Annotated in this window: 20 protein-coding genes; 9 read left to right on the forward strand and 11 right to left on the reverse strand. The window is 65.0% G+C overall.

The window, feature by feature from the left end; all coding sequences use genetic code 11:
* Positions 1-869: GTP 3',8-cyclase MoaA (locus ACILRA_RS07420; protein WP_395661464.1), on the forward strand; the 869-nt coding region annotated here is incomplete at its 5' end.
* A gap of 89 nt (positions 870-958) precedes the next feature.
* Positions 959-1,867 (forward strand): DMT family transporter, encoded by a 909-nt coding sequence (locus ACILRA_RS07425; RefSeq protein ID WP_395661465.1) that lies wholly within the window; start codon positions 959-961, stop codon positions 1,865-1,867.
* Here the strand turns inward: ACILRA_RS07425 and ACILRA_RS07430 are convergent.
* Positions 1,836-2,597: a sulfite exporter TauE/SafE family protein gene (locus ACILRA_RS07430; protein ID WP_395661466.1), complete on the reverse strand. Its 762-nt coding sequence runs from the start codon at positions 2,595-2,597 to the stop codon at positions 1,836-1,838. The two genes, ACILRA_RS07425 and ACILRA_RS07430, sit on opposite strands and share 32 nt — an antisense overlap.
* Before the next feature lie 112 nt (positions 2,598-2,709).
* Between ACILRA_RS07430 and ACILRA_RS07435 the strand changes: the two genes are divergently transcribed.
* Positions 2,710-3,267 (forward strand): isoprenylcysteine carboxyl methyltransferase family protein, encoded by a 558-nt coding sequence (locus tag ACILRA_RS07435; RefSeq protein ID WP_395661467.1) that lies wholly within the window; start codon positions 2,710-2,712, stop codon positions 3,265-3,267.
* Here the strand turns inward: ACILRA_RS07435 and ACILRA_RS07440 are convergent.
* Complete coding sequence (locus ACILRA_RS07440; protein WP_395661468.1) at positions 3,234-3,731, reverse strand: copper chaperone PCu(A)C; 498 nt, start codon at positions 3,729-3,731, stop codon at positions 3,234-3,236. The genes ACILRA_RS07435 and ACILRA_RS07440 overlap by 34 nt on opposite strands.
* Between ACILRA_RS07440 and ACILRA_RS07445 the strand changes: the two genes are divergently transcribed.
* The gene (locus ACILRA_RS07445; protein ID WP_395661469.1) at positions 3,730-4,455 is read left to right on the forward strand and encodes a DUF1194 domain-containing protein; all 726 of its coding nucleotides are present in this window, start codon (positions 3,730-3,732) and stop codon (positions 4,453-4,455) included. The genes ACILRA_RS07440 and ACILRA_RS07445 overlap by 2 nt on opposite strands.
* 90 nt (positions 4,456-4,545) lie before the next feature.
* Here ACILRA_RS07445 and ACILRA_RS07450 read toward each other — a convergent pair whose 3' ends face one another.
* Complete coding sequence (locus tag ACILRA_RS07450) at positions 4,546-6,144, reverse strand: amidohydrolase (protein ID WP_395661470.1); 1,599 nt, start codon at positions 6,142-6,144, stop codon at positions 4,546-4,548.
* Positions 6,141-7,568 carry a PLP-dependent aminotransferase family protein gene (locus ACILRA_RS07455; RefSeq protein ID WP_395661471.1) on the reverse strand — a complete coding sequence of 476 codons (1,428 nt, stop codon included), beginning with the start codon at positions 7,566-7,568 and terminating at the stop codon, positions 6,141-6,143. Before ACILRA_RS07455 ends, ACILRA_RS07450 begins: the two co-directional genes overlap by 4 nt.
* 72 nt (positions 7,569-7,640) lie before the next feature.
* On the opposite strand from ACILRA_RS07455, the gene ACILRA_RS07460 reads away from it, so the two are divergent.
* Positions 7,641-8,285, forward strand: a complete 645-nt coding sequence (locus tag ACILRA_RS07460; RefSeq protein ID WP_395661472.1) for a pyridoxamine 5'-phosphate oxidase family protein — start codon at positions 7,641-7,643, stop codon at positions 8,283-8,285.
* A 12-nt stretch (positions 8,286-8,297) separates the two neighbouring features.
* Here the strand turns inward: ACILRA_RS07460 and ACILRA_RS07465 are convergent, their stop codons facing one another.
* Genes ACILRA_RS07465 through ACILRA_RS07480 form a run of 4 tightly spaced genes read right to left on the reverse strand, consistent with a single transcriptional unit; the run spans position 8,298 to position 11,864 of the window.
* The gene (locus ACILRA_RS07465; RefSeq protein ID WP_395661473.1) at positions 8,298-8,708 is read right to left on the reverse strand and encodes an ion channel; all 411 of its coding nucleotides are present in this window, start codon (positions 8,706-8,708) and stop codon (positions 8,298-8,300) included.
* A complete protein-coding gene (locus tag ACILRA_RS07470) occupies positions 8,705-9,064 on the reverse strand; it encodes a nuclear transport factor 2 family protein (protein ID WP_395661474.1) in 360 nt (119 codons plus the stop codon). Before ACILRA_RS07470 ends, ACILRA_RS07465 begins: the two co-directional genes overlap by 4 nt.
* A complete protein-coding gene (locus tag ACILRA_RS07475) occupies positions 9,061-10,458 on the reverse strand; it encodes a dipeptidase (protein ID WP_395661475.1) in 1,398 nt (465 codons plus the stop codon). Before ACILRA_RS07475 ends, ACILRA_RS07470 begins: the two co-directional genes overlap by 4 nt.
* Before the next feature lie 5 nt (positions 10,459-10,463).
* Positions 10,464-11,864 carry a M20/M25/M40 family metallo-hydrolase gene (locus ACILRA_RS07480; RefSeq protein ID WP_395661476.1) on the reverse strand — a complete coding sequence of 467 codons (1,401 nt, stop codon included), beginning with the start codon at positions 11,862-11,864 and terminating at the stop codon, positions 10,464-10,466.
* A gap of 77 nt (positions 11,865-11,941) precedes the next feature.
* Here ACILRA_RS07480 and ACILRA_RS07485 point away from each other — a divergent pair, with 77 nt between their 5' ends.
* From ACILRA_RS07485 to ACILRA_RS07495, 3 genes are read left to right on the forward strand one after another with little or no spacing between them, the layout of a single operon-like run.
* Positions 11,942-13,492, forward strand: a complete 1,551-nt coding sequence (locus ACILRA_RS07485) for an SLC13 family permease (protein WP_395661477.1) — start codon at positions 11,942-11,944, stop codon at positions 13,490-13,492.
* A 10-nt stretch (positions 13,493-13,502) separates the two neighbouring features.
* Positions 13,503-14,510, forward strand: coding sequence for a universal stress protein (locus ACILRA_RS07490; RefSeq protein WP_395661478.1), 1,008 nt, complete (start codon positions 13,503-13,505; stop codon positions 14,508-14,510).
* A gap of 32 nt (positions 14,511-14,542) precedes the next feature.
* Positions 14,543-15,169 (forward strand): glutathione S-transferase family protein, encoded by a 627-nt coding sequence (locus ACILRA_RS07495; RefSeq protein ID WP_395661479.1) that lies wholly within the window; start codon positions 14,543-14,545, stop codon positions 15,167-15,169.
* Between the two features lie 79 nt (positions 15,170-15,248).
* Here the strand turns inward: ACILRA_RS07495 and ACILRA_RS07500 are convergent, their stop codons facing one another.
* The 3 genes from ACILRA_RS07500 to cobT all read right to left on the reverse strand — a co-directional run bounded on the left by ACILRA_RS07500 (position 15,249) and on the right by cobT (position 18,221).
* Positions 15,249-15,878 (reverse strand): hypothetical protein, encoded by a 630-nt coding sequence (locus tag ACILRA_RS07500; RefSeq protein WP_395661480.1) that lies wholly within the window; start codon positions 15,876-15,878, stop codon positions 15,249-15,251.
* Between the two features lie 108 nt (positions 15,879-15,986).
* Positions 15,987-17,123 carry an Mrp/NBP35 family ATP-binding protein gene (locus tag ACILRA_RS07505; RefSeq protein ID WP_395661481.1) on the reverse strand — a complete coding sequence of 379 codons (1,137 nt, stop codon included), beginning with the start codon at positions 17,121-17,123 and terminating at the stop codon, positions 15,987-15,989.
* A 72-nt stretch (positions 17,124-17,195) separates the two neighbouring features.
* Positions 17,196-18,221 (reverse strand): nicotinate-nucleotide--dimethylbenzimidazole phosphoribosyltransferase, encoded by a 1,026-nt coding sequence (gene cobT, locus ACILRA_RS07510; RefSeq protein ID WP_395661482.1) that lies wholly within the window; start codon positions 18,219-18,221, stop codon positions 17,196-17,198.
* A gap of 62 nt (positions 18,222-18,283) precedes the next feature.
* Between cobT and ACILRA_RS07515 the strand changes: the two genes are divergently transcribed.
* Positions 18,284-18,672 (forward strand): adenosylcobinamide-GDP ribazoletransferase (locus tag ACILRA_RS07515; protein ID WP_395661483.1); only part of this gene is annotated, 389 nt, incomplete at its 3' end.

Genomic DNA, 18,672 nt, shown 5'->3' on the forward strand with positions numbered 1-18,672 from the left:
TCTCGCTCGAGGAACTGGACCGCGTCTGCACGGCCTTCATCGAAAAGGGCGTCAGGAAGCTCCGGCTGACGGGCGGCGAACCCCTGGTCCGCAAGGGCATCATGACCCTGGTCGAGAGCCTTGGCCGCCACCTGCGCTCCGGCGCGCTCGAGGAACTCACCCTCACCACCAACGGTTCGCAGCTGGCGAAACACGCCTCCGAACTCGCCGCCCACGGCGTGCGCCGCATCAATGTCTCTGCCGATACGCTGGACGAGGCGAAGTTCCGCCAGATCACCCGCTGGGGCGAACTCCCGAAGGTGAAAGAAGGCATCCGCGCCGCGCAGGCCGCGGGCCTCGACATCAAGATCAATGCCGTGGCCTTGAAGGGCGTCAACGATGCCGAGATCCCGGAGATGATCCGCTGGACACATGGCCAGGGCATGGACCTGACCCTCATCGAAACCATGCCGCTGGGCGACATCGACGGTGACCGCACGGACCAGTACCTTCCCCTGTCGGTTGTCCGCGCAAGCCTCATGGACCAGTTCACGCTCGAGGACATTCCCTACAAGACCGGTGGCCCGGCGCGCTATGTGCGGGTGAAGGAGACGGGCGGCCGCCTCGGCTTCATCACGCCGATGACGCATAATTTCTGCGAGAGCTGCAACCGCGTGCGGCTCACCTGCACCGGAACACTCTACATGTGCCTGGGGCAGGAGGATGCCGCCGACCTCCGCGCGCCGTTGCGCGCCTCCGAAGGCAATGGGCTGCTCGAGGCGGCCATCGACGAGGCGATCTCGCGCAAGCCCAAGGGGCACGACTTCGTCATCGACCGCCGCCGCAACAAGCCGGCGGTGGCCCGCCACATGAGCGTGACGGGCGGCTGACAAGCGGGGCTTGCCTGCGCGTTCAATGGTTTGAGCATGATCCGCAAAAGTGGTTTCCACTTTTGTGGATCATGCTCTAGGCATCATCGATGCTTCGCCTGCCACAGAACACCGCCCTTCGTGCTGGCCTCCTCATGGTGCTCGCCATGGGGTCCTTCGTGGCGAACGACACGATCGTCAAGCTCGTGGGCCAGAGCCTGCCGGTGGGCGAGATCATCATGATCCGCGGGAGCGTGGCGATCCTGCTCATCGGCATCATCTGCGCCTGGAAAGGGCTGCTGCCGGAACTGCCCAGGATCGCACAGCCGAGCGTGCTGCTGAGAAGCCTGTTCGACGTTGTCGCAACCATCGCCTTCGTCACAGCACTCATGCTCATGCCGATCGCCAACCTGACGTCGGTGATGCAGGCCGTCCCCCTGGCCGTGGTGCTGCTCTCCATCGTGTTCCTCAAGGAGAAGGTCGGCTGGCGGCGGATGGCCGCCATTCTCGGCGGCTTCCTCGGCGTGCTGCTGATCGTGAAACCCTCGGTGTCCTCCTTCAACGTCCATGAGCTTCTGGCCCTGCTGATCGTCTTCGCCGTCGCGATGCGGGATTACCTCACGAAGCGGATACCGGCGCGGATACCCACTTTCGTCATCGCACTCGGCAATGCCGGCTTCGTCACGATGGGCGGGGCCGCGCTGGCGCTGGTGCAGGGTTTCACGCGGCCTGAGCCCTGGCAGGCCGGGCTTCTGGCACTCGCAGCCTGTTTCCTCTCGTCGGGCTATCTCCTCATGGTGGCGACGCTGCGGCTTGGCGAACTCAGCGGCACCGCCCCCTTCCGCTATTCCGTGATGGTGTTCGCCATCTTCTCCGGCATCCTGGTCTTCGGCGAATTCCCGGACGGGATCGCCATGGCCGGAATGGCGCTGATCGTGGCGTGCGGGCTCTATGCCGCGCACCGGGAGGCGCTCAGGACCAGGACCCTCAGTGATAGCGCCAGAACGACAGCGCCGTGAGGCATACCGCCCAGACGAGGATGCCCTTGCGCACCAGGTGATGGGGAATGCGCATGGCCACCTTCGCCGTGAAATAGCCCCCGGTCATCGCCCCGGACATCATCACCAGCGAGGGCGCCCAGCGGATGATCCCCGCCTGGGCGAAGATCACGATCGAGATCAGCGTCATCAGGGTGATCGTCACGTTGCGGATGGCGTTGGCCTGGTGGATCGTCATCGCCGAGAAGATCGAATAGATGGCGAACATCAGGATGCCCATGCCCAGCCCGAAGTAGCCGCCATAGACGAAGACAAGAAACTCCAGCAGGAAGGACAGCCAGAGCCAGCGCGACCCGTCGAAGGCGAAGTCGCGCTCCAGCTTCAGCTTGATCCAGGGCCCCAGCGCGAATGACACGGTGGCGAAGAGCAGGAGCCAGGGAATGACCAGCCGGAACGCCGCCTCCCCCGTCGCAATCAGGATCCATGATCCGATCACGCCCCCCAGGGCCGCCAGGAACAGCCTGAACCCCAGGTGCCTGCGCACCGATGTCAGTTGATGGCGGTAGACAGCCGTCCCCACCACATTTGCCGGCAATACCGCCACGAAGTTCGAGGCATTGGCCTCGATCTCGCTCATTCCTGCCGCAAGCAGCAGCGGAAAGGTCATGAAGCCCGCGCCGCCCGCCATCACATTGATGAAGCCCGCCAGCAGGCCGCCGGCGAAGAGCAGGAGAATCTGGATGATGTCCAAGGCGGCACTCGAAACGTGGAATGTTCTTATGCCGAACACGGCCGGGGTTCGGCAAGTGGCGCTCCGTTTAAGCCCGCTTCTTTCTGTGGCCGAAACAGACTAAGGTTGTTCCATGTGGCTCATCATCACCATCCTCTCACTCGTCACCCTGCAGCGGTTGATCGAACTGGTCATCGCCCATCGCAACACCAGGCGCCTGATCGACCAGGGAGGCTTCGAGATCGGCTCGGGGCGCTACGGCTTCGTGCTGGCGCTGCAGATCGCGTGGCTGCTCGGCCTCTGGTACCTGGCGTTCTACCAGCGTCCCGCCGTGGCACTGCCCTGGATCTATGCCTATGTGGTGCTGGAGGCGGCGCGCGGCTGGATCGTCGCCGGGCTGGGCAGCAGATGGACGACGCGGCTCATCGTGGTGCCGGGTGAAAGGCTGCCGGACGAAGGCTGGCAGAGCTGGATCCGCCATGCGAACTACCTCGTGGTCGCAGCCGAAATCGTCATTCTGCCGATGGCCTTCGGATACTGGTGGTATGCCACCTTGTTCGGCATTCTGAACCTTGCGCTGCTGGCATGGCGCATCCGCTCCGAGGAGGAGGCGCTGCGGCCGCTGCGTGAGCCGCCCCAGACGGAAACCGGACAGCCTCAGCCGCCGGAGCCTTCGGAACCTTCGCCGTGATCATGCCCGCCCTGGGCCACACCGCCTACGGGCACCTTCACCGTGACCTGGCCTGCCTTCTCGAAGGTGAGGGTGACCTCGATCTCTTCGCCCTTCTTGAGCGGCGCCGTGAGGCCGATCAGCATGATGTGATAGCCGCCGGTCTTCATCTCCAGCGTGCCCATGGCAGGGATCTCCAGAGACTGAACGGACTTCATCTTCATCACGCCATCAACCACGTCGGTCATGTGGATCTCCGCCGTCCGCGCGGCGGGCGTGGACACCGAGAGCAGCCTGTCGGCCTGGGACGCATGGTTCATCAGGCTGATATAGGCGGCGCCGGCGCTGGCCGTGGGCGTGGCCGAGGCACGCGCGAAGGCCTCCATGATCATGACGCCGCTGGCGCTGACCCCACCAGAGGACGCAAGGATGGCGGCAAGGGTGAGCGCGATGGCGGCTGACAGTTCGAGCAGAATGCGGCGCATGGGGGTCTCCTGGTCCGCTCTCTGGCCATTCCGTTTCCTCTTGTCACGCGCCATGGCGTCGCGGCTGATGGCCCTGGCACTGCTGGCCTCGCCGGTGGCCGCACAGGAAACCCCCGTCACGGTCGAACTGGTCCTGGCCCTCGACAGCTCGGCAAGTGTTGATGCAAACGAATTCGCGCTGCAGATCGAGGGCCTGGCGCGCGCCTTCGCGCACCCGGATGTGCAGCGCGCCGTCGAGGATCTGAGGCCGCTGGGTGCTGCCGTGGCGGTGATACAATGGGGAGCACCTGGCGAGACCCGTGTCGTGCTGCCCTTCACACATCTCGAGACCTCGCGCGATTCAAAGGCCTTCGGCTTCCGCATCGGTCTCGCCCGGCGCTGGATGTGGGCGAGCGCCACCTCGATCGCCACGGCCATTACAGATGGCGCGGCCCTGATCGAGGGCAATGAATTCGACGGTTTCCGCAAGATCATCGACATATCGGGCGACGGCGAGGACAATGCCGGTGCAGGCCTCGAATCCGCCCGCCAGGCGGCAAAGGCACGCGGCATCGTGATCAACGGACTTCCCATCATGGCCGACAGCCCGGACCTCGACCGCTACTACCAGACCTACGTGATCATCGGCCTCGACAGCTTCATCGAACCCGCACGGGACTTCGATGACTATGTCCGCGCCATCCGCGAGAAACTGCTGAAGGAACTTCGTCCGGTCGCGTCCTAACGCAGCAGGCGATCATTTGAGATTAACGCCACACTCCTCACCGTCATGCCAGCGAAAGCTGGCATCCCGCTTTGGCCGCAACACATATTCCTAGTCCCGTTCCATCGCGCGGTCAGCGGCGGTGGCTGGAATCCACCACGCCCGGCCGCGCGGCGTGTCGACATATTCGGGCCACGGGAAATCGACGGGCGGCTGGTAGTCGCACCATGGCAGGGGGTCTTCCGCCTGCTCCCTCCGCATACGGAATTCCGCCTGCGCGCGAGCCAGTGACGCCTTGTCCGTCATCAGGTCGAGGATGGTGCCCGCAATGGTCTTCGCCGCCGTCTCAACCGTGGGGTCGATGGTGGCGGGCATGCCGCCCAGCGCATTCAGCGCCCATTCGGGATAGGCAAAGCCTGGTGGCGCCTTCAGCACGGCGCGCCCGACATAGAAGCGCACGGTGGGCGCAAACCAGGTCATGTCGGTATAATCATCGGATGTATAGTGCGTCTGCCAGGACGGAAGATCCTTCCGCAGCCGCCGCTCTGCCTCCTGAGGCGGCACAAGCTCGCTGAGCTCATCGGCGAAGGGCGCAGGCATGGGCTCGAGACCGAGTTCCTGCTGCAGCTGCTGCGCCAGCTTCACAGCGCCTGCACCATAGCGCGGCGCGCCCGCCCGCTCGAGATTGCGGAAGGTGATCTCCGCCATGGCATGATTGGCAAGCCCTGGCTTCGACTTTGACACCCAGTGCCGCCGCACCGTGCAATGGGTTGCCGCGGCGGCGGCCTCCGCGTTGCGGTCGAGCACGGCATAGATGCGCTTCAGCATGGCGGCGTCCGGAGCGCGCGCGGCGAACATGATCATCGCCATCTGGGCCGCGAGATTGTCCGCGGTCGCCTGGCCACTGGCGAGGATCGTCTCGTTCAGTGTCCATGTGCCGGTGTGCGGCAGCATATGATCACGCATCATCTTTGAGAGCGTGTACATGGCGACTACGGCATCATTGGCGCCGGGCGCGCGCGCCGCCGTATGGGCTGCTGGAATGGGGGCGCCCGCTGCATCGGTCACAGCGCCCTGCAGCCAGCTCTCCGGCCGCTCGCAGAGAAACTCGTAGATCGCCGCGTAATAGGGCCCGCAATGGGTGTCCCAGCGCGCCGTGTTGCACAGGGGCAGCATGTAGAAGGGATGGAAGGAAATGATGGCGTCGAGCCCGTCGTAATAGCCCTTCGCCGCATGGATGGGCTTGGACCCCCGCACCTTTTCAGCTGGCTCCCCCATGAAGCGGATGGTGCCGGTGATCCCATGCCTTTCCATCGCCGCCTTGGCGGCGAGGGCGCCGGTAAGCGAACCCATGCCCAGCGCCGAGTGGGGGTCGGTATGCCCGCCCGCGAAGCGCGACAGGCCCTTGCGCGGCTGGCGCCAGGGTACCGCCGCCTGGCAATTGCCCGGCACCGCGTCATATTCGGCATAGGCCATGATGGCGGGGCCCGGCCCGTTCGACCATGTGGCGGAGAATGCCGTGGGCATGCCCCCCGAACCCTCCTCGACCGTGAAGCCCTCAGCGCGCAGCGTCTTCACATACCATTCGGCCGAGCGGTACTCGCGCCAGGCGGTCTCCGCGAGCTGCCAGATATGGGCATTCCATGCCGACCACCTGGCGTGGTTCTCCTCCACCCAGCGGAATGCGTCGGCGCGTGCGGCATCACTCATGACAGTCCCTCGATCAATGTTCTTGCAGTTCCAGCAAGGTCGGCCTCGCTGAACCCTGCGAAACTCAGCAGCAGCCCCTGCTGGCGGCTGCGCCCGGCATAATGGCTCGACAGCGACTGGGCCTCGATCCCGATGCTTTCAAGCCGCGTGACCGCTTCTTCGTCACTGGCACCCGCCTTCAGCCGCAGCAGCAGCATCAATCCCGCAGGGGAGGCATCGATCTCATAGAGCCTGCCATCGCCCGGCTTCAGCGCCTCGATCAACGCGCGCCGCCGTGCGGCATAGATCCGGCGCATGCGGCGGATATGGATGGCGAATGCGCCCGACGCCATGAACTCGGCGAGCGCTGGTTGCGCCATGAGCGATGGCGGCGCCCCGTGCGAGACGCGCTCGGCACGAAACCGCGGGACGAGCGCCTTTGGCACCACGATGTAGCCAAGCCGCACGATCGGCGAGAATACCTTGGAGAAGGTGCCGGTATAGATGACGCGCGCATGGCTATCGAGGCTCATCAGCGCCGGAAGCGGCTTGCCGACATAGCGGTATTCGCTGTCATAGTCGTCCTCGATGACGATGGCATCGGCCGCCGCCGCCCAGTCGAGCAGTTCCAGGCGGCGGGCCAGCGGCATTGTCACACCCGTCGGATACTGCCGTGCCGGCGTCACGAAGGCGGCGCGCGCGTCGCCTGCCCGCTCGATGCCCTTGGACACCACCAGGCCTTCCGCGTCGACGGGGACTGGCACAGCCGCAGCGCCACCAAGCGAGAAGATGCGCCGCGCCGTCGGATAGCCCGGCTCCTCGAACCACACCTTGTCGCCCGCGCTGAGAATGGCGCGCCCGATCAGGTCGAAGGCATCGAGCCCGCCCGCCGTCACGATCACCTGCCCGGCCGCGCAGCCGATGCCGCGCCACTCATAGAGATGCCGCGCCACCGCCTCGCGCAGCGCCATCCAGCCAAATGGGTCGTTGTGCTCGAGGAGCGCCACGGGGGGATTGCGCCAGAAACGCCCCAGCAGCCGCCCCCAGTCGTCATGCGGAAAATTCTCCCAGTCGACGAGGCCTGACCGGAAGGGCCGCGCCGGTTCACGCCTTTGGCCGGCGCGTGGCGGCTCCTTGCGCTGTTCGCGGGGCGCCGGGGCGAGAAGCGTTTCCGGCAGTTCAGCCGCAACCCGCGTGCCGGAGCCGGAACGGGTTTCGAGATACCCCTCGCTGAGCAGCTGCTCATAGGCCTCGACCACCGTGGCGCGCGCCACGGCGAGTTCCTCCGACAGCGCGCGCGTCGAGGGCAGCCGGCTTTGCGGCTTCAGCCGCCCGCTCAGGACGAGCGAGCGGATCTGCCGCGCGATCTGCTGCTGGATCGGCTCGCGGTCTTCCCGGTCGATGCCGATCTCGCTGGCCGATGTGCCGAGAAGTGGTCTGCTCATCAGTTCAATACTTGGACCTTTCAACCAGACCATATCGCGGGCATCCAAAGGGCACAACCGGAGAAAACGAGCATGGATTCCCCCACCGAGAGAACACGCGTGAAGCGCCTGAACAAGCGCGCCAAATATGATGCAGAGACGGTGCACGCCATTCTCGACGCCACCCCGATTTGCAACGTCGGCTATGTGTTCAACGGCACGCCCTATGTGACCCCCACGCTGCAGTGGCGCGAGGGTGATCATGTCTACTGGCACGGCTCCTCGGCAAGCCGGATGCTGGAGGCCTGCGAGGACGCGGAGGTCTGCCTCACCGTCTCGATCATCGACGGTTTCGTGATGGCGCGCGCGGCCTTCAACCATAGCTGCAACTACCGTTCGCTGATGGCCTTCGGCACGGCCCGCAAGCTTGCGGACCCCGCCGAGAAGGAGATGCGGCTGAGGAATTTCACGGAAGCCCTGTGGCCTGGCCGGTGGAACATGCTGCGCCCGATGACGGCACAGGAACTGAAGGCCACCACGGTGCTGTCGCTCAAGCTCGACGAGGTCTCCGCCAAGGTCCGCACCGGCCCGCCGGGCGATGACGAGGAAGACTACGCGCTGCCGATCTGGGCCGGGGTCATCCCCGTGCAACAGCAGATCCTGGCACCCATTGACGACCCGCGATTGATCCCCGGCCTGACGGCGCCCTCGCATATCACGGACTTCAGGATCGGCTGACCGCGAGCCACTTCAAGCCGTCCTGCGCACCATCTCTACCATGTAGGCCGTGGACCAGCCGAAGCTCAAGAAACCGTTTGCCGCGGCGAGCGCGGAGAGCAGGCGCCAGTCCGGCCCCAGCGTGATGTCGCCGAAGCCGACGGTCGAGAAACTCACGAGGGAGAAATAGAGCGCCGGCTCCAACTCATGGAAGGCGCCCACCGTCTGGAAGGTAAAGGCCCATATCCACACCTGTATGCTGTGCACCGACATCACGAAGAGCACGCCCGTGACGATGGCCGCCGTATTTGCGAAGCGCCGGAACCGGACCCGCAAGGCGATGATGGTCTTTTCCAGCCGCCGTGAGTAGGCGCTGAACATCTCGGCCTGCAGGATGACGTTTACAATGATGATCAACGTGCCGATTGTCAGTTGGATGATCAAAGCTCCTCGACCTCCACTGCGATGATCAGGCCTTCAGCATTGAATCGTACCGTCTCGACACCATGGCGGATGATGCGCAGGCCGGTTGTTGCAGAGGTTGCCGCAAGCCGCCAGTGGGCACAAGCCGCAAGCCCCGGCAACCGGTCGATGCGCGTGTCCTCCGCCTGCTGATCGGGATATTCCGCGAAATAGGCGTTAAAAGCGGCGATGATGGCGCCGCGCCCCTCGATCCGGCCGTTGACGCCTGGCGAGACATAGACGGCGGCAGGGGCGAAGCAGGCCGCCGCCAAACTTGCGTCATAGGGTTGGAGCGCCGCATGGTAACGCCTGACCAGCGCCACGGGGTCGATGCTCATGCGCCGAATTCGCCCATGATCCTGACCCAGCTTCTGATGCCACGCCGGTAGCTCTCGAGATTGTATTTCTCGTTGGGACTGTGGATCGCATCGTCATTGAGGCCGAAGCCGACGAGGATCGAATCCATGCCGAGGATGTCCTTGAAGAACCGGCAGATGGGGATCGAGCCGCCAGAGCCCATCAGCACCGCATCTCGCCGGAACTCGTCCTTCAGCGCCTTGGCGGATTTCGCGATGACGGGATTGTCCTCCGGTATCTCGGTCGCGGGGCTGCCGCCGCCGCGGCCGGAGAAGGTGACCTTGCAGTCCTTTGGTATCAGCCCCTTCACAAAGCCATGGAAGGCCTTGAGGACCTTCTCCGGATCTTGCTTGCCGACGAGCCGGAAGGTGAGCTTGGCATGGGCCTGAGATGGCAGAACCGTCTTGGTGCCGACCCCCGTGTATCCGCCCCAGATGCCGTTCACCTCCGCCGTCGGCCGTGCCCAGATCTGCTCGAGGACGGACTTGCCCTTCTCGCCCGCGGGTTCCTTCAGGCCAACCTCCTTGAGGAATTTCGCATCCGAGAACTTGAGCGACTGCCATTGCTTCTTCGTCGCCTTGGGCAACGCGGCCACGCCATCGTAGAAGCCAGGGATCGTGACCTTGCCGTTCTTGTCGTGAAGTGCCGCGATGACCTTGCTCAGGACGCGGATCGGGTTCATCGCCGGGCCGCCATACATGCCGGAATGGAGGTCGATGCTGGGACCGGTAATGGTGATTTCCTCATGCACCAGGCCGCGGAGCCTGGTGGTGATGGCGGGCGTTTTCGCATCCCACATGTTGGTGTCGCAGACGAAGGCCGCATCACAGGAAAGCTCCTTCCTGTTGGCCTTGAGAAAGGGCACGAGCGAGGGCGAGCCCGATTCCTCCTCGCCTTCGATCAGGAAGGTGGCCTTGATGGGGAGAGTGCCCGTGGTGGTGATCCACGCCCGCGCGGCCTCCACGAACGTCATCAGCTGGCCCTTGTCGTCCGCCGTGCCCCGGCCATACATGCGGGCAATGCCTGCCTTGTCCGTCCGCACCGTGGGCTCGAAGGGGGGCGTCTTCCACAGGTTGAGCGGATCTGCCGGCTGCACGTCATAATGCCCGTAAAACAGGAAGTGCGGCATGTTCCGCGCGGCGCCCTTTGGCGTGTAATGGGCCACCACCATGGGCCGGCCCGGCGTCTTGCGCACATCCGCCTCGAAGCCCAGCGCCGTCAGGTCATCGACGATCGCCTGCGCGGCCTTCGCACAGTCCGCCGCATGGGCGGGGTCCGTCGAGATCGACGGAATGCGGACAAGGCTGAACAGCCGTTCGAGGCTGTTGTCGAAGTCCCGTGTGGCAGCATCCAGGACGGCGGCGAGTTGGGTCATGTCGTTCACTCTCTTGCAAATTGCGCGATGATGCGGGCCCAGGCGCGGGTGCCGTGCCTGAAACTGTCGACGTCGTATTTCTCGTCGGGTGAATGCGCATTGTCGTCGGCAAGCCCGAAACCGACGAGAACGCTGTCAGCGCCCAGATGCGTCTTGAAGGATTCAACGGCCGGGATCGAGTAGCCCGCCCCCATCATCACGGCCTCGCGGCCGAACTCCGCCTTGAGCGCCGCTCTCGCCGCGACCATCCATGGCGTGTCCTGCGAAACGGCGATGCCACGCGAATCGCCACCGCTGTCATCGAAGCGCGCCTTGCAGTCAGGCGGAAGCCGGTCCTTCACGAATTGCTTGAAGGCGCGGCGGATCTTCCCCGGATCCTGGCCCTCGACGAGGCGGAAGGTGAGCTTGGCCGTGGCCTCCGCCGGCAAGACCGTCTTGGTGCCTGGGCCCTGGTAGCCGCCATGGATGCCGTTCACTTCGGCCGTGGGCCTCGCCCACATCTGCTCCAGCACCGAATAGCCCGCCTCGCCCGCAGGCACCGAAAGGCCAACATCGCCCAGGAAACGCTTTGCGGGAAACCTGAGCGCCTCCCATTGCTTCCGCAGCTTCGCCGGAATGGGCTTCACGCCGTCGTAGAAGCGCGGGATGGTGATGCGGCCCCGGGCATCGTGGATATCGGCGAGGATGCAGCTCAGCACCTTGATCGGGTTCCGGGCCGGGCCGCCGTAATAGCCGGAATGAAGGTCGATGCGGGGGCCCGTGATGGTCACCTCGATCCCCATGCAACCGCGCAGCCTGGTATCGATGGCAGGCGTCTTCTCGTCCCACATGCCGGTATCGCAGATGAAGACCGCGTCGACGGGAAATTGCCTGGCGTTCGTCCTCAGGAAAGCATCGAGGTGCGCGGCATCCCCCTCCTCGTCGCCCTCGATCATGACCGTCAGGCGGAAAGGCAGCGTCCCATGCACCTTCAGCCAGCAGCGGCTGGCTTCCAGAAAGGTCATCAATTGGCCCTTGTCGTCGGCGGCACCGCGGGCAAAAATTGAATTCTTTCCGCTCTTGCCTTTCCGGATCTGCGGCTCAAAAGGGGCGGACGTCCACAATTCGAGCGGGTCGGCGGGCTGAACGTCGTAATGGCCATAAAAGAGGATATGCGGGAGCCCAGGCCCGCCGCCGGGCGGGGCATAGGACCCGACAACCAGCGGCTGGCCCGTCGTCTCACGCAGGCCTGCCGTGAAGCCCATGGCCTCGAGGTCCCGCACCAGCCACTCGGCCGCGCGGCGGCAGTCCGGCGCGTGGGCAGGATCCGTGCCGATGCTGGGAAAGCGCAGCAGCTCGAAGACGCGCTCGAGGCTTTGAGGGAATTGTTGATCTATTTCGGCGAGAACGGAGTCGGGATGAACCAAGATGCCACCAGGAAGCTTGCGGGCCTGAATCGCCGGAACAATGTCACGGCGGCGGCACCTGGGGCAAGGGTGGCAGCATGACGGCGGGCGACTCCCGTTTCCAGCTTTCACGTGACAGCCTCCAGGCGCGCGAGCCATCGGCCGGGCTGAAGCGCTTCCGCCGCCGTGGCTACCAGCGCTTCCTCGCCTTCATGGGCGACCTGGACCTTGCCTTCGTCTGGAAGCGCCGCTGGTTCATCATCACCATGATCGTCGGCTTCGCCCTCATGGCGGCCCCGACGCCCTCGGGCCTGACCGACCAGGGAAAGATCGTGCTGGTCATGTCGCTGATGGCCACCATGCTGTTCATCACCGAGGCCATTCCGCTGCCCACGGTGCCGCTCCTCATCATCGTCGGCCAGGTCGTGCTGCTGAAGGTCGACCCCACCAAGGTGGCGCAGAGCCTGATGACGGACTCCGTCCTCTTCATCATGGGCTCGCTCATGCTGGCGGTGGCAATCGTCCGCCAGCGGCTCGACAAGCGCATCGCCTGGTGGATCGTGCGCATGACGGGCACCAACATCTTTGCCATCAGCTTCGGTATCACGGCGGTGTGCGGGGTGATCGCCGCCTTCATCGGCGAGCATACGGTGGCCGCCATGATGCTGCCGGTGGGCGTGACGCTCATCACGCTCACTTCGAACGACCCCAGGAAGGTTCACAACCTCGCGGCCGTCATCCTGTTCTCGATCTCCTATGGCTGTTCGATTGCGGGCGTCGCCACGCCATCGGGCGGCGCCCGCAACGCCATCATCATCAGCTACTGGAAGGACTTCTTCTACAACCCGCTCGATCCCGCGACCCACCGCTTCCTGATGGATTACGTGACCTGGATCATCTACGCCTTCCCGATGTTCCTCCTGAGGCTGCCGATTGTCACCCTCTTGCTGGTCTATACCTTCAAGCCGGAGGTGACGGACTTGTCGCGCGCAGTCTCGCGGCTTCGCACCCAGGTCTCCATGCAGGGGCCGATGCGCGCCTCCGACTGGCTCACCATCCTCATCTTCGCGCTGACGATCATCGGCTGGGTCACGCTCTCAAACTCGCTGGGCCTCGGCGTCATCGCCATCGGGGGCGCTGCCGCCTTCCTCATCCTCGGCCTCGTGCGCTGGGAGGACATCAACTCGGGCGTCAACTGGGGCGTCGTGCTCCTCTATGCCGCAGCGATCTCGCTCGGTGTCGAGATGAAGGAAACGGGTGCCGCCGAATGGGTGGCGCAGAGCGTCTTCGAGGTCATGCGGGCGGCAGGCGCCAGCAACACCTTCGGCTTCAACGCAGCGATCTCGCTGCTGACGATCGGCGTCTCGAACACCATGACGGCGGGTGCGGCGGTTGCCGTCCTCGCGCCCATCGTGCTCAAGACCGCGGTCGCCGCGGGCCAGGACCCGATCAGCGCAGGCTTCGTCACCGCCATTTCCTCAGCCTTCGGCTACCTCACGCCGGCCGCCCAGCCCGCCTTCACCATCATCTATGCCTCGGGTTTCCTGAAAGGCTCCGACTTCTTCAAGATCGGCATCCGCATGATGGCGTTATCATTCCTTGTGCTGCTGGCGATTTCGGTGCTGTATTGGCCCCTGCTCATTCCATAGGCTGAGAGCGATGGTCTTCAAGCGCTCCACACTTTCGGACCGGCAGGAAGCCGCAGTCCAGAAGACGCTGCAGAACCTGCGCAGCCAGCGCCGGAACCGCTTCCGCATCCTGGCCTGCATCGACGGCTCGGAGGAATCCCTCGTCACCGTGCGTTTTGCCGCCCGCTACTCGGTCCAGGACAATTGCGACCTGATCGTGCTCTTCGTGCGCCCGATCGATTCCGGCCTCCAGTCCGGCGGCCTTCAGGTCAGGCTTGCCCGCGAGAACATGCTGGAGGCAGGCTTCGAGATCCCCGGCGTCAGCCACCTGAAGGAAGCGCTGGAGGTGCTGAAGCAAGAGGGAATCGACGTCTCCGGATGGCCCAAGGAAGCCCAGCGCAGCGATGCCTGGGGCGATCCCGCGGGCGACAACAAGCTGGAATTCAGGAGCCCGGAGGGCCGGGCCGTCGTGCTGAAGCTCAAGACCGCGCCCGACGTGGCCAATGGCATCCTCGACCAGTATGAGCTTGGCCCCTACAATCTGATCATCCTGGGAGAGCCGTCGCGCTGGCGCGGAGAATTCATGGCTTTCTTCGATTCCGGCATCGTGCAGACGGTCACCACCATGGCGCCCTGCTCCGTGCTGGTGGCCAGGAACAGCCTCGACAGGAAGGGTTTCTTCATCTGCACCGACGGCTCGTCGCGCTCCATGCAGGCGGTGCGCCGCGCCGCCGTGCTGGCTGATGTGACGGGAGAACCCATCACCCTGTTCTCGGTCGCGGACAGTCAGGCGGGCAAGCCCGCCGCCGAAGAGGCGGTGGCCAATGCGAAGGCGCTCCTCAAGGCCATGAAGATCCATGTCGCGGAGACCCGCGTCGCCGTCGGCAAGCCGGCGGAGGAAATCGTCGAGTCCGGCTCGCTCTACAAGGTGATCGTGGTCACGGATGAGGGCCGCTCGCATCTCGAGCGCGTCATCCGCGGCTCCACCGCGACGGATGTGGTGCGCAAGGCCCGCACCAGCGTGCTCGATGTGAGATAAGGGGCGGATTCGCAAGACGCCGGGAGGGGACCATGGCGGACTACAGGCTCTATTGCTTCGGCGAGTCGGGCAACGCCTACAAGGTGGCGCTCATGCTGGAGCTCTGCCGGCTGTCCTGGCAGCCGGTCTTCGTCGACTTCTTCAACGGCGAGACGCGCACGCCCGGGTACCGCGCCACCGTGAACGAGATGGGCGAGGCGCCTGTCCTCGAGCATGAGGGGCGCAGGCTCACCCAGTCCGGCGTGATCCTCGATTATCTGGCGGAGGTCACCCGCAAGTTCGGCCCCAAGAGCGATGACGAGCGGCGTGAGATCTGGCGCTGGATCCTGTTCGACAATCACAAGTTCACAGCCAGCCTGGCAACGCTCCGCTACCTCATCCAGTTCGCCAGGACTGGCGAAACGCCCGTCACGGAGTTCCTGCGCGCGCGTGCGGTGGGCGCCCTCAAGCTGGCGGACCAGCACCTGGCGGAGAGACCCTTCATCATCGGAAAGCGCGCGACCATCGCCGATCTCTCGATGGCGGGTTACCTTTTCTACGGCGAGGAACTGACCGTGCCCCTCGAGGACCACGTGAACCTGATGAAATGGCTGGACCGCATCCAGTCACTGCCCGGCTGGAAGCACCCTTATGACCTGATGCCGCGCGCCCGGGCATGATCCGCAAAAGTGGAAACCACTTTTGCGACAAGATCATGCTCCAGCATTTGATCTTGCGCGAGCATGATCAGGGCTGGGCTTAGCCCTTCGCCGGTTCTGCCGCGTCGAGATACTCGTCGAGATGCTCGAGGTTCTCAAAGCGCATCCAGCCTTCCTCGGTCTCGGCTTCGACAGTGCCGTCGGACAGGATGCGGGCCGGGCGCAAGCGGATGAACCGTTCCTCGACCACATAGAGTTGGCCTGGCACCGGCTCTTCATCCTCGCCATCCGGAACCTCCGGCGCCACGAAATCCTCTGGAGGCGCCACAGCAGCCGACGACTTCGGCTCGAAAGCCTGCTCGATCTTCTGGCGGGCCTGGTCAAGGGCCTTGATTGTGTCGCGTGTGGGCTCGGACACCTCCGCCACCTCGGCTACGGCTACGGCAGCGGCAGCGGCCTCGCCGGTCTTGCGGCCGAATTCGGGAATGGCCGCCGCGGGCGCGGTAGCTGCAAGGCTTGCGCCATTGGCGAGCAGTGCGCGCTGCTGATCCAGCAGGCTGATCACGCTGCCGACGCCGAGGCTCAGGATGCCGCCAACGAGCAGCAGCGCGGCAAGGTCCAGCCCGATCCCGTAGCTGGCCAGCGAAGCGGCTGAGAACAGCGCCAAGAGCCCCACTGCCAACCCCGCGGCAGCCAGCAAAATGCCCGCAATCCACATCAGTTTCGACATCACATCCTCCCCCGGCCGAACCGAATCGACCGCCGAACGTCCAGCATCCAACCCTGTCATCAACGCGGCATAGTTAACATTCCGCTACCTGCCAGACCAGACGCCCGCTTACTCCATCACGATTCGCGGTGCTGGCCGGGCGAGGCCACCCTTTTCGAGCGCCGCCCACACCTGGCGTGCCACGTCCCGGTAGAGTGCGGCATGCAGGCCGCCGGGCTGCGTCGCCACCACCGGCTCGCCTGAATCCGAGCGCAACCGGACCTCCCTGTCGAGCGGAATTTCGCCCAGGAAGGGCACGCCGATCCGGTCGGCCTCCTCCCTGGCGCCGCCGTGTCCGAAGATCTCGTGCCGCTCGCCGCACTTGGTGCATACGAAATAGCTCATGTTCTCCACGATGCCGATCACCGGCACATTGACCTTGCGGAACATGTTGAGCCCTTTGCGCGCATCGATCAAGGCCAGGTCTTGCGGGGTCGAGACGATCACCGCACCCGACAGCGGCGTCTGCTGGGCGAGGGTCAGCTGCACATCGCCGGTGCCGGGGGGCATGTCGATCACCATCACATCCGCCGGGCTCCATTCGGTTTCGCGCAGCAACTGGGTCAGCGCCGACATCACCATGGGCCCGCGCCAGATCATCGCCGTATCCTCTGGCACGAGGAAGCCGATGGACATGAGCTCGACGCCGTACCGCGTCATCGGCTTCATCTTTTTGCCCTGGGCATCGGAGGCCTCGGGCTTGCCGGTGAGGCCGAACAGCTTCGGCATGGAAGGACCATAGACATCGGCATCAAGCACCGCGACCTTGAGGCCCAGGGCGTGAAGCGCCAGCGCGAGGTTGACGGCCGTCGTCGACTTGCCCACGCCGCCCTTGCCGGAGGCAACCGCCACAAGGTGACGGATGCCCGGAACAGCGGTTCCCCTCGGGGCGGGCTGCGGCTGGCTCTGCTGGGGCTGGCTCTGCTGGGGCTGGCTCTGCTGGGGCTGGCCGGCGGCGCGTTCCGCCGTCAGCGCCACCATCGCCTTCTCGACACCCGGCATGGCGCGCACCGCCTTCTCGACGGCGTCCCTGAGGCTCTCCATGCTGCGTGCATGCTGGGGCGTGGTGGTGAGCGCGAACATCACCTTGCCGCCCTCGATGGCGATGTCTGACACCAATCCGGCGGAGACCACGTTGCCACGCCCGTCTGGTGCCGCGATACGCTTCAGCACCGAGAGAACGTCGTCCTGGGTAATTGTGGTCATGGATGGGGATTCCTTTTCACTGCAGTGCTTTAGACTGCGAACGGCAAGCCATCAAGCGGCTGTGGCTCAGGCTCAGGCCTCCTTGTTGCTGACCCCAGCAGACGCGAAGGTCGCCATGCCGTTGTGGAGGTCGGCCGCGGCCTTGACGATGCCCGCCGCCATGGCCGCCCCGGAGCCCTCGCCAAGCCGCATACCGAAGTCGAGGAGCGGCGTCATTTCCAGCCGCGCGAGCAGCTTGCGGTGCGCGGGTTCCGCCGAAAGGTGGCCGGCCAGGCAATGGTCCAGCGCATCGGCCCTCATGGCCTTCAGCACCGCAGCGGCGGCCGTCGCCACATAGCCGTCGATGATGACGGGAATGCGCTGCAGCCGCGCCGCCAGCACCGCGCCGGCCATGGCGGCAATCTCCCGCCCTCCCAGCCGCCTGAGAACCTCCAGCGGGTCCGCAAGGTGGGCCCTGTGCAGTTCGACGGCCCGGCGCACCGCATCCGCCTTGCGCCTGAGGCCATCCTCGCCGACGCCGGTGCCGGGGCCAACCCAGTCCTCTGCCTCGCCGCCCAGAAGAGCATGGGCAATCGCGGCGGCAACCGTCGTGTTGCCGATCCCCATCTCGCCAATGCACAGAATGTCACAGCCCTCCGTGGCCTCCATGCCATAGGCCATGGTCGCGGCGCATTCAGCCTCTTCCAGCGCCGCATGAAGGGTAATGTCGCGGGTGGGCTTCTCCAGCGCCAGTTCGAAAACCTTGAGGCCCAGGCCGAAGCTCTTGCAGATCTGGTTCACCGCGGCGCCATCATTCTGGAAGTTGGCCACCATCTGCTGGGTGACCGCCTGCGGATAGGCAGCAACGCCCTGGTCAACAACGCCATGGTTTCCGGCAAACACGGCCACCACGATCCGCTCGGCCTTCGGCGGATGGTGGCCCTGCCAGGCGCATAGCCACTCTGCCAGGCGCTCGATCCGCCCCAGTGCGCCAGGCGGCTTGGTCAACTGGATGTCACGCGCGCGGGCCTTGGCCACTGCCTCCGGGTCCGGCCCGGGAAGCTCGTTGAGGAGATTGCGGATGTCGTCGAAGGGCAAGCCCGTCGCTGCATTTGTCATTTGGCCGGAAGACTCCTATCTAGACCGTCAGTTCATCACAGGATTCGGGTCCGGCACACAACATGAGCGACGCGTTCGAGCCTCGCAGCGCGCATTGGGCCCGGTTCAGGCCCTTCGCGTCGTTCCTCGTCTCGCTGCGCTTTCTCACGCGGCTGCCCGTGCCCTTCGTGCGGACCGTCGACCCGCCACGCCTGAAGGATTCGATGGCCATGTTCCCGGTGGTGGGCCTGCTCGTCGGCGCCATCACCGGAGGGGCCCTCATCCTCGCCAACATGGCCGGCCTTCCCGACCTGTTCTGCGCCCTCTTTGCGCTGGGCCTCACCGCCCTGGTGACCGGCGCCTTCCATGAGGACGGGCTCTCCGATGTCGCCGATGGTTTTGGCGGCGGCGTCACGCGCGAAGAGCGGCTCGACATCATGAAGGACAGCCGGATCGGCGCCTATGGCACGCT

This window comes from Aestuariivirga sp. (genome assembly GCF_044239095.1).
In the GTDB taxonomy this organism is placed as follows: domain Bacteria; phylum Pseudomonadota; class Alphaproteobacteria; order Rhizobiales; family Aestuariivirgaceae; genus Aestuariivirga.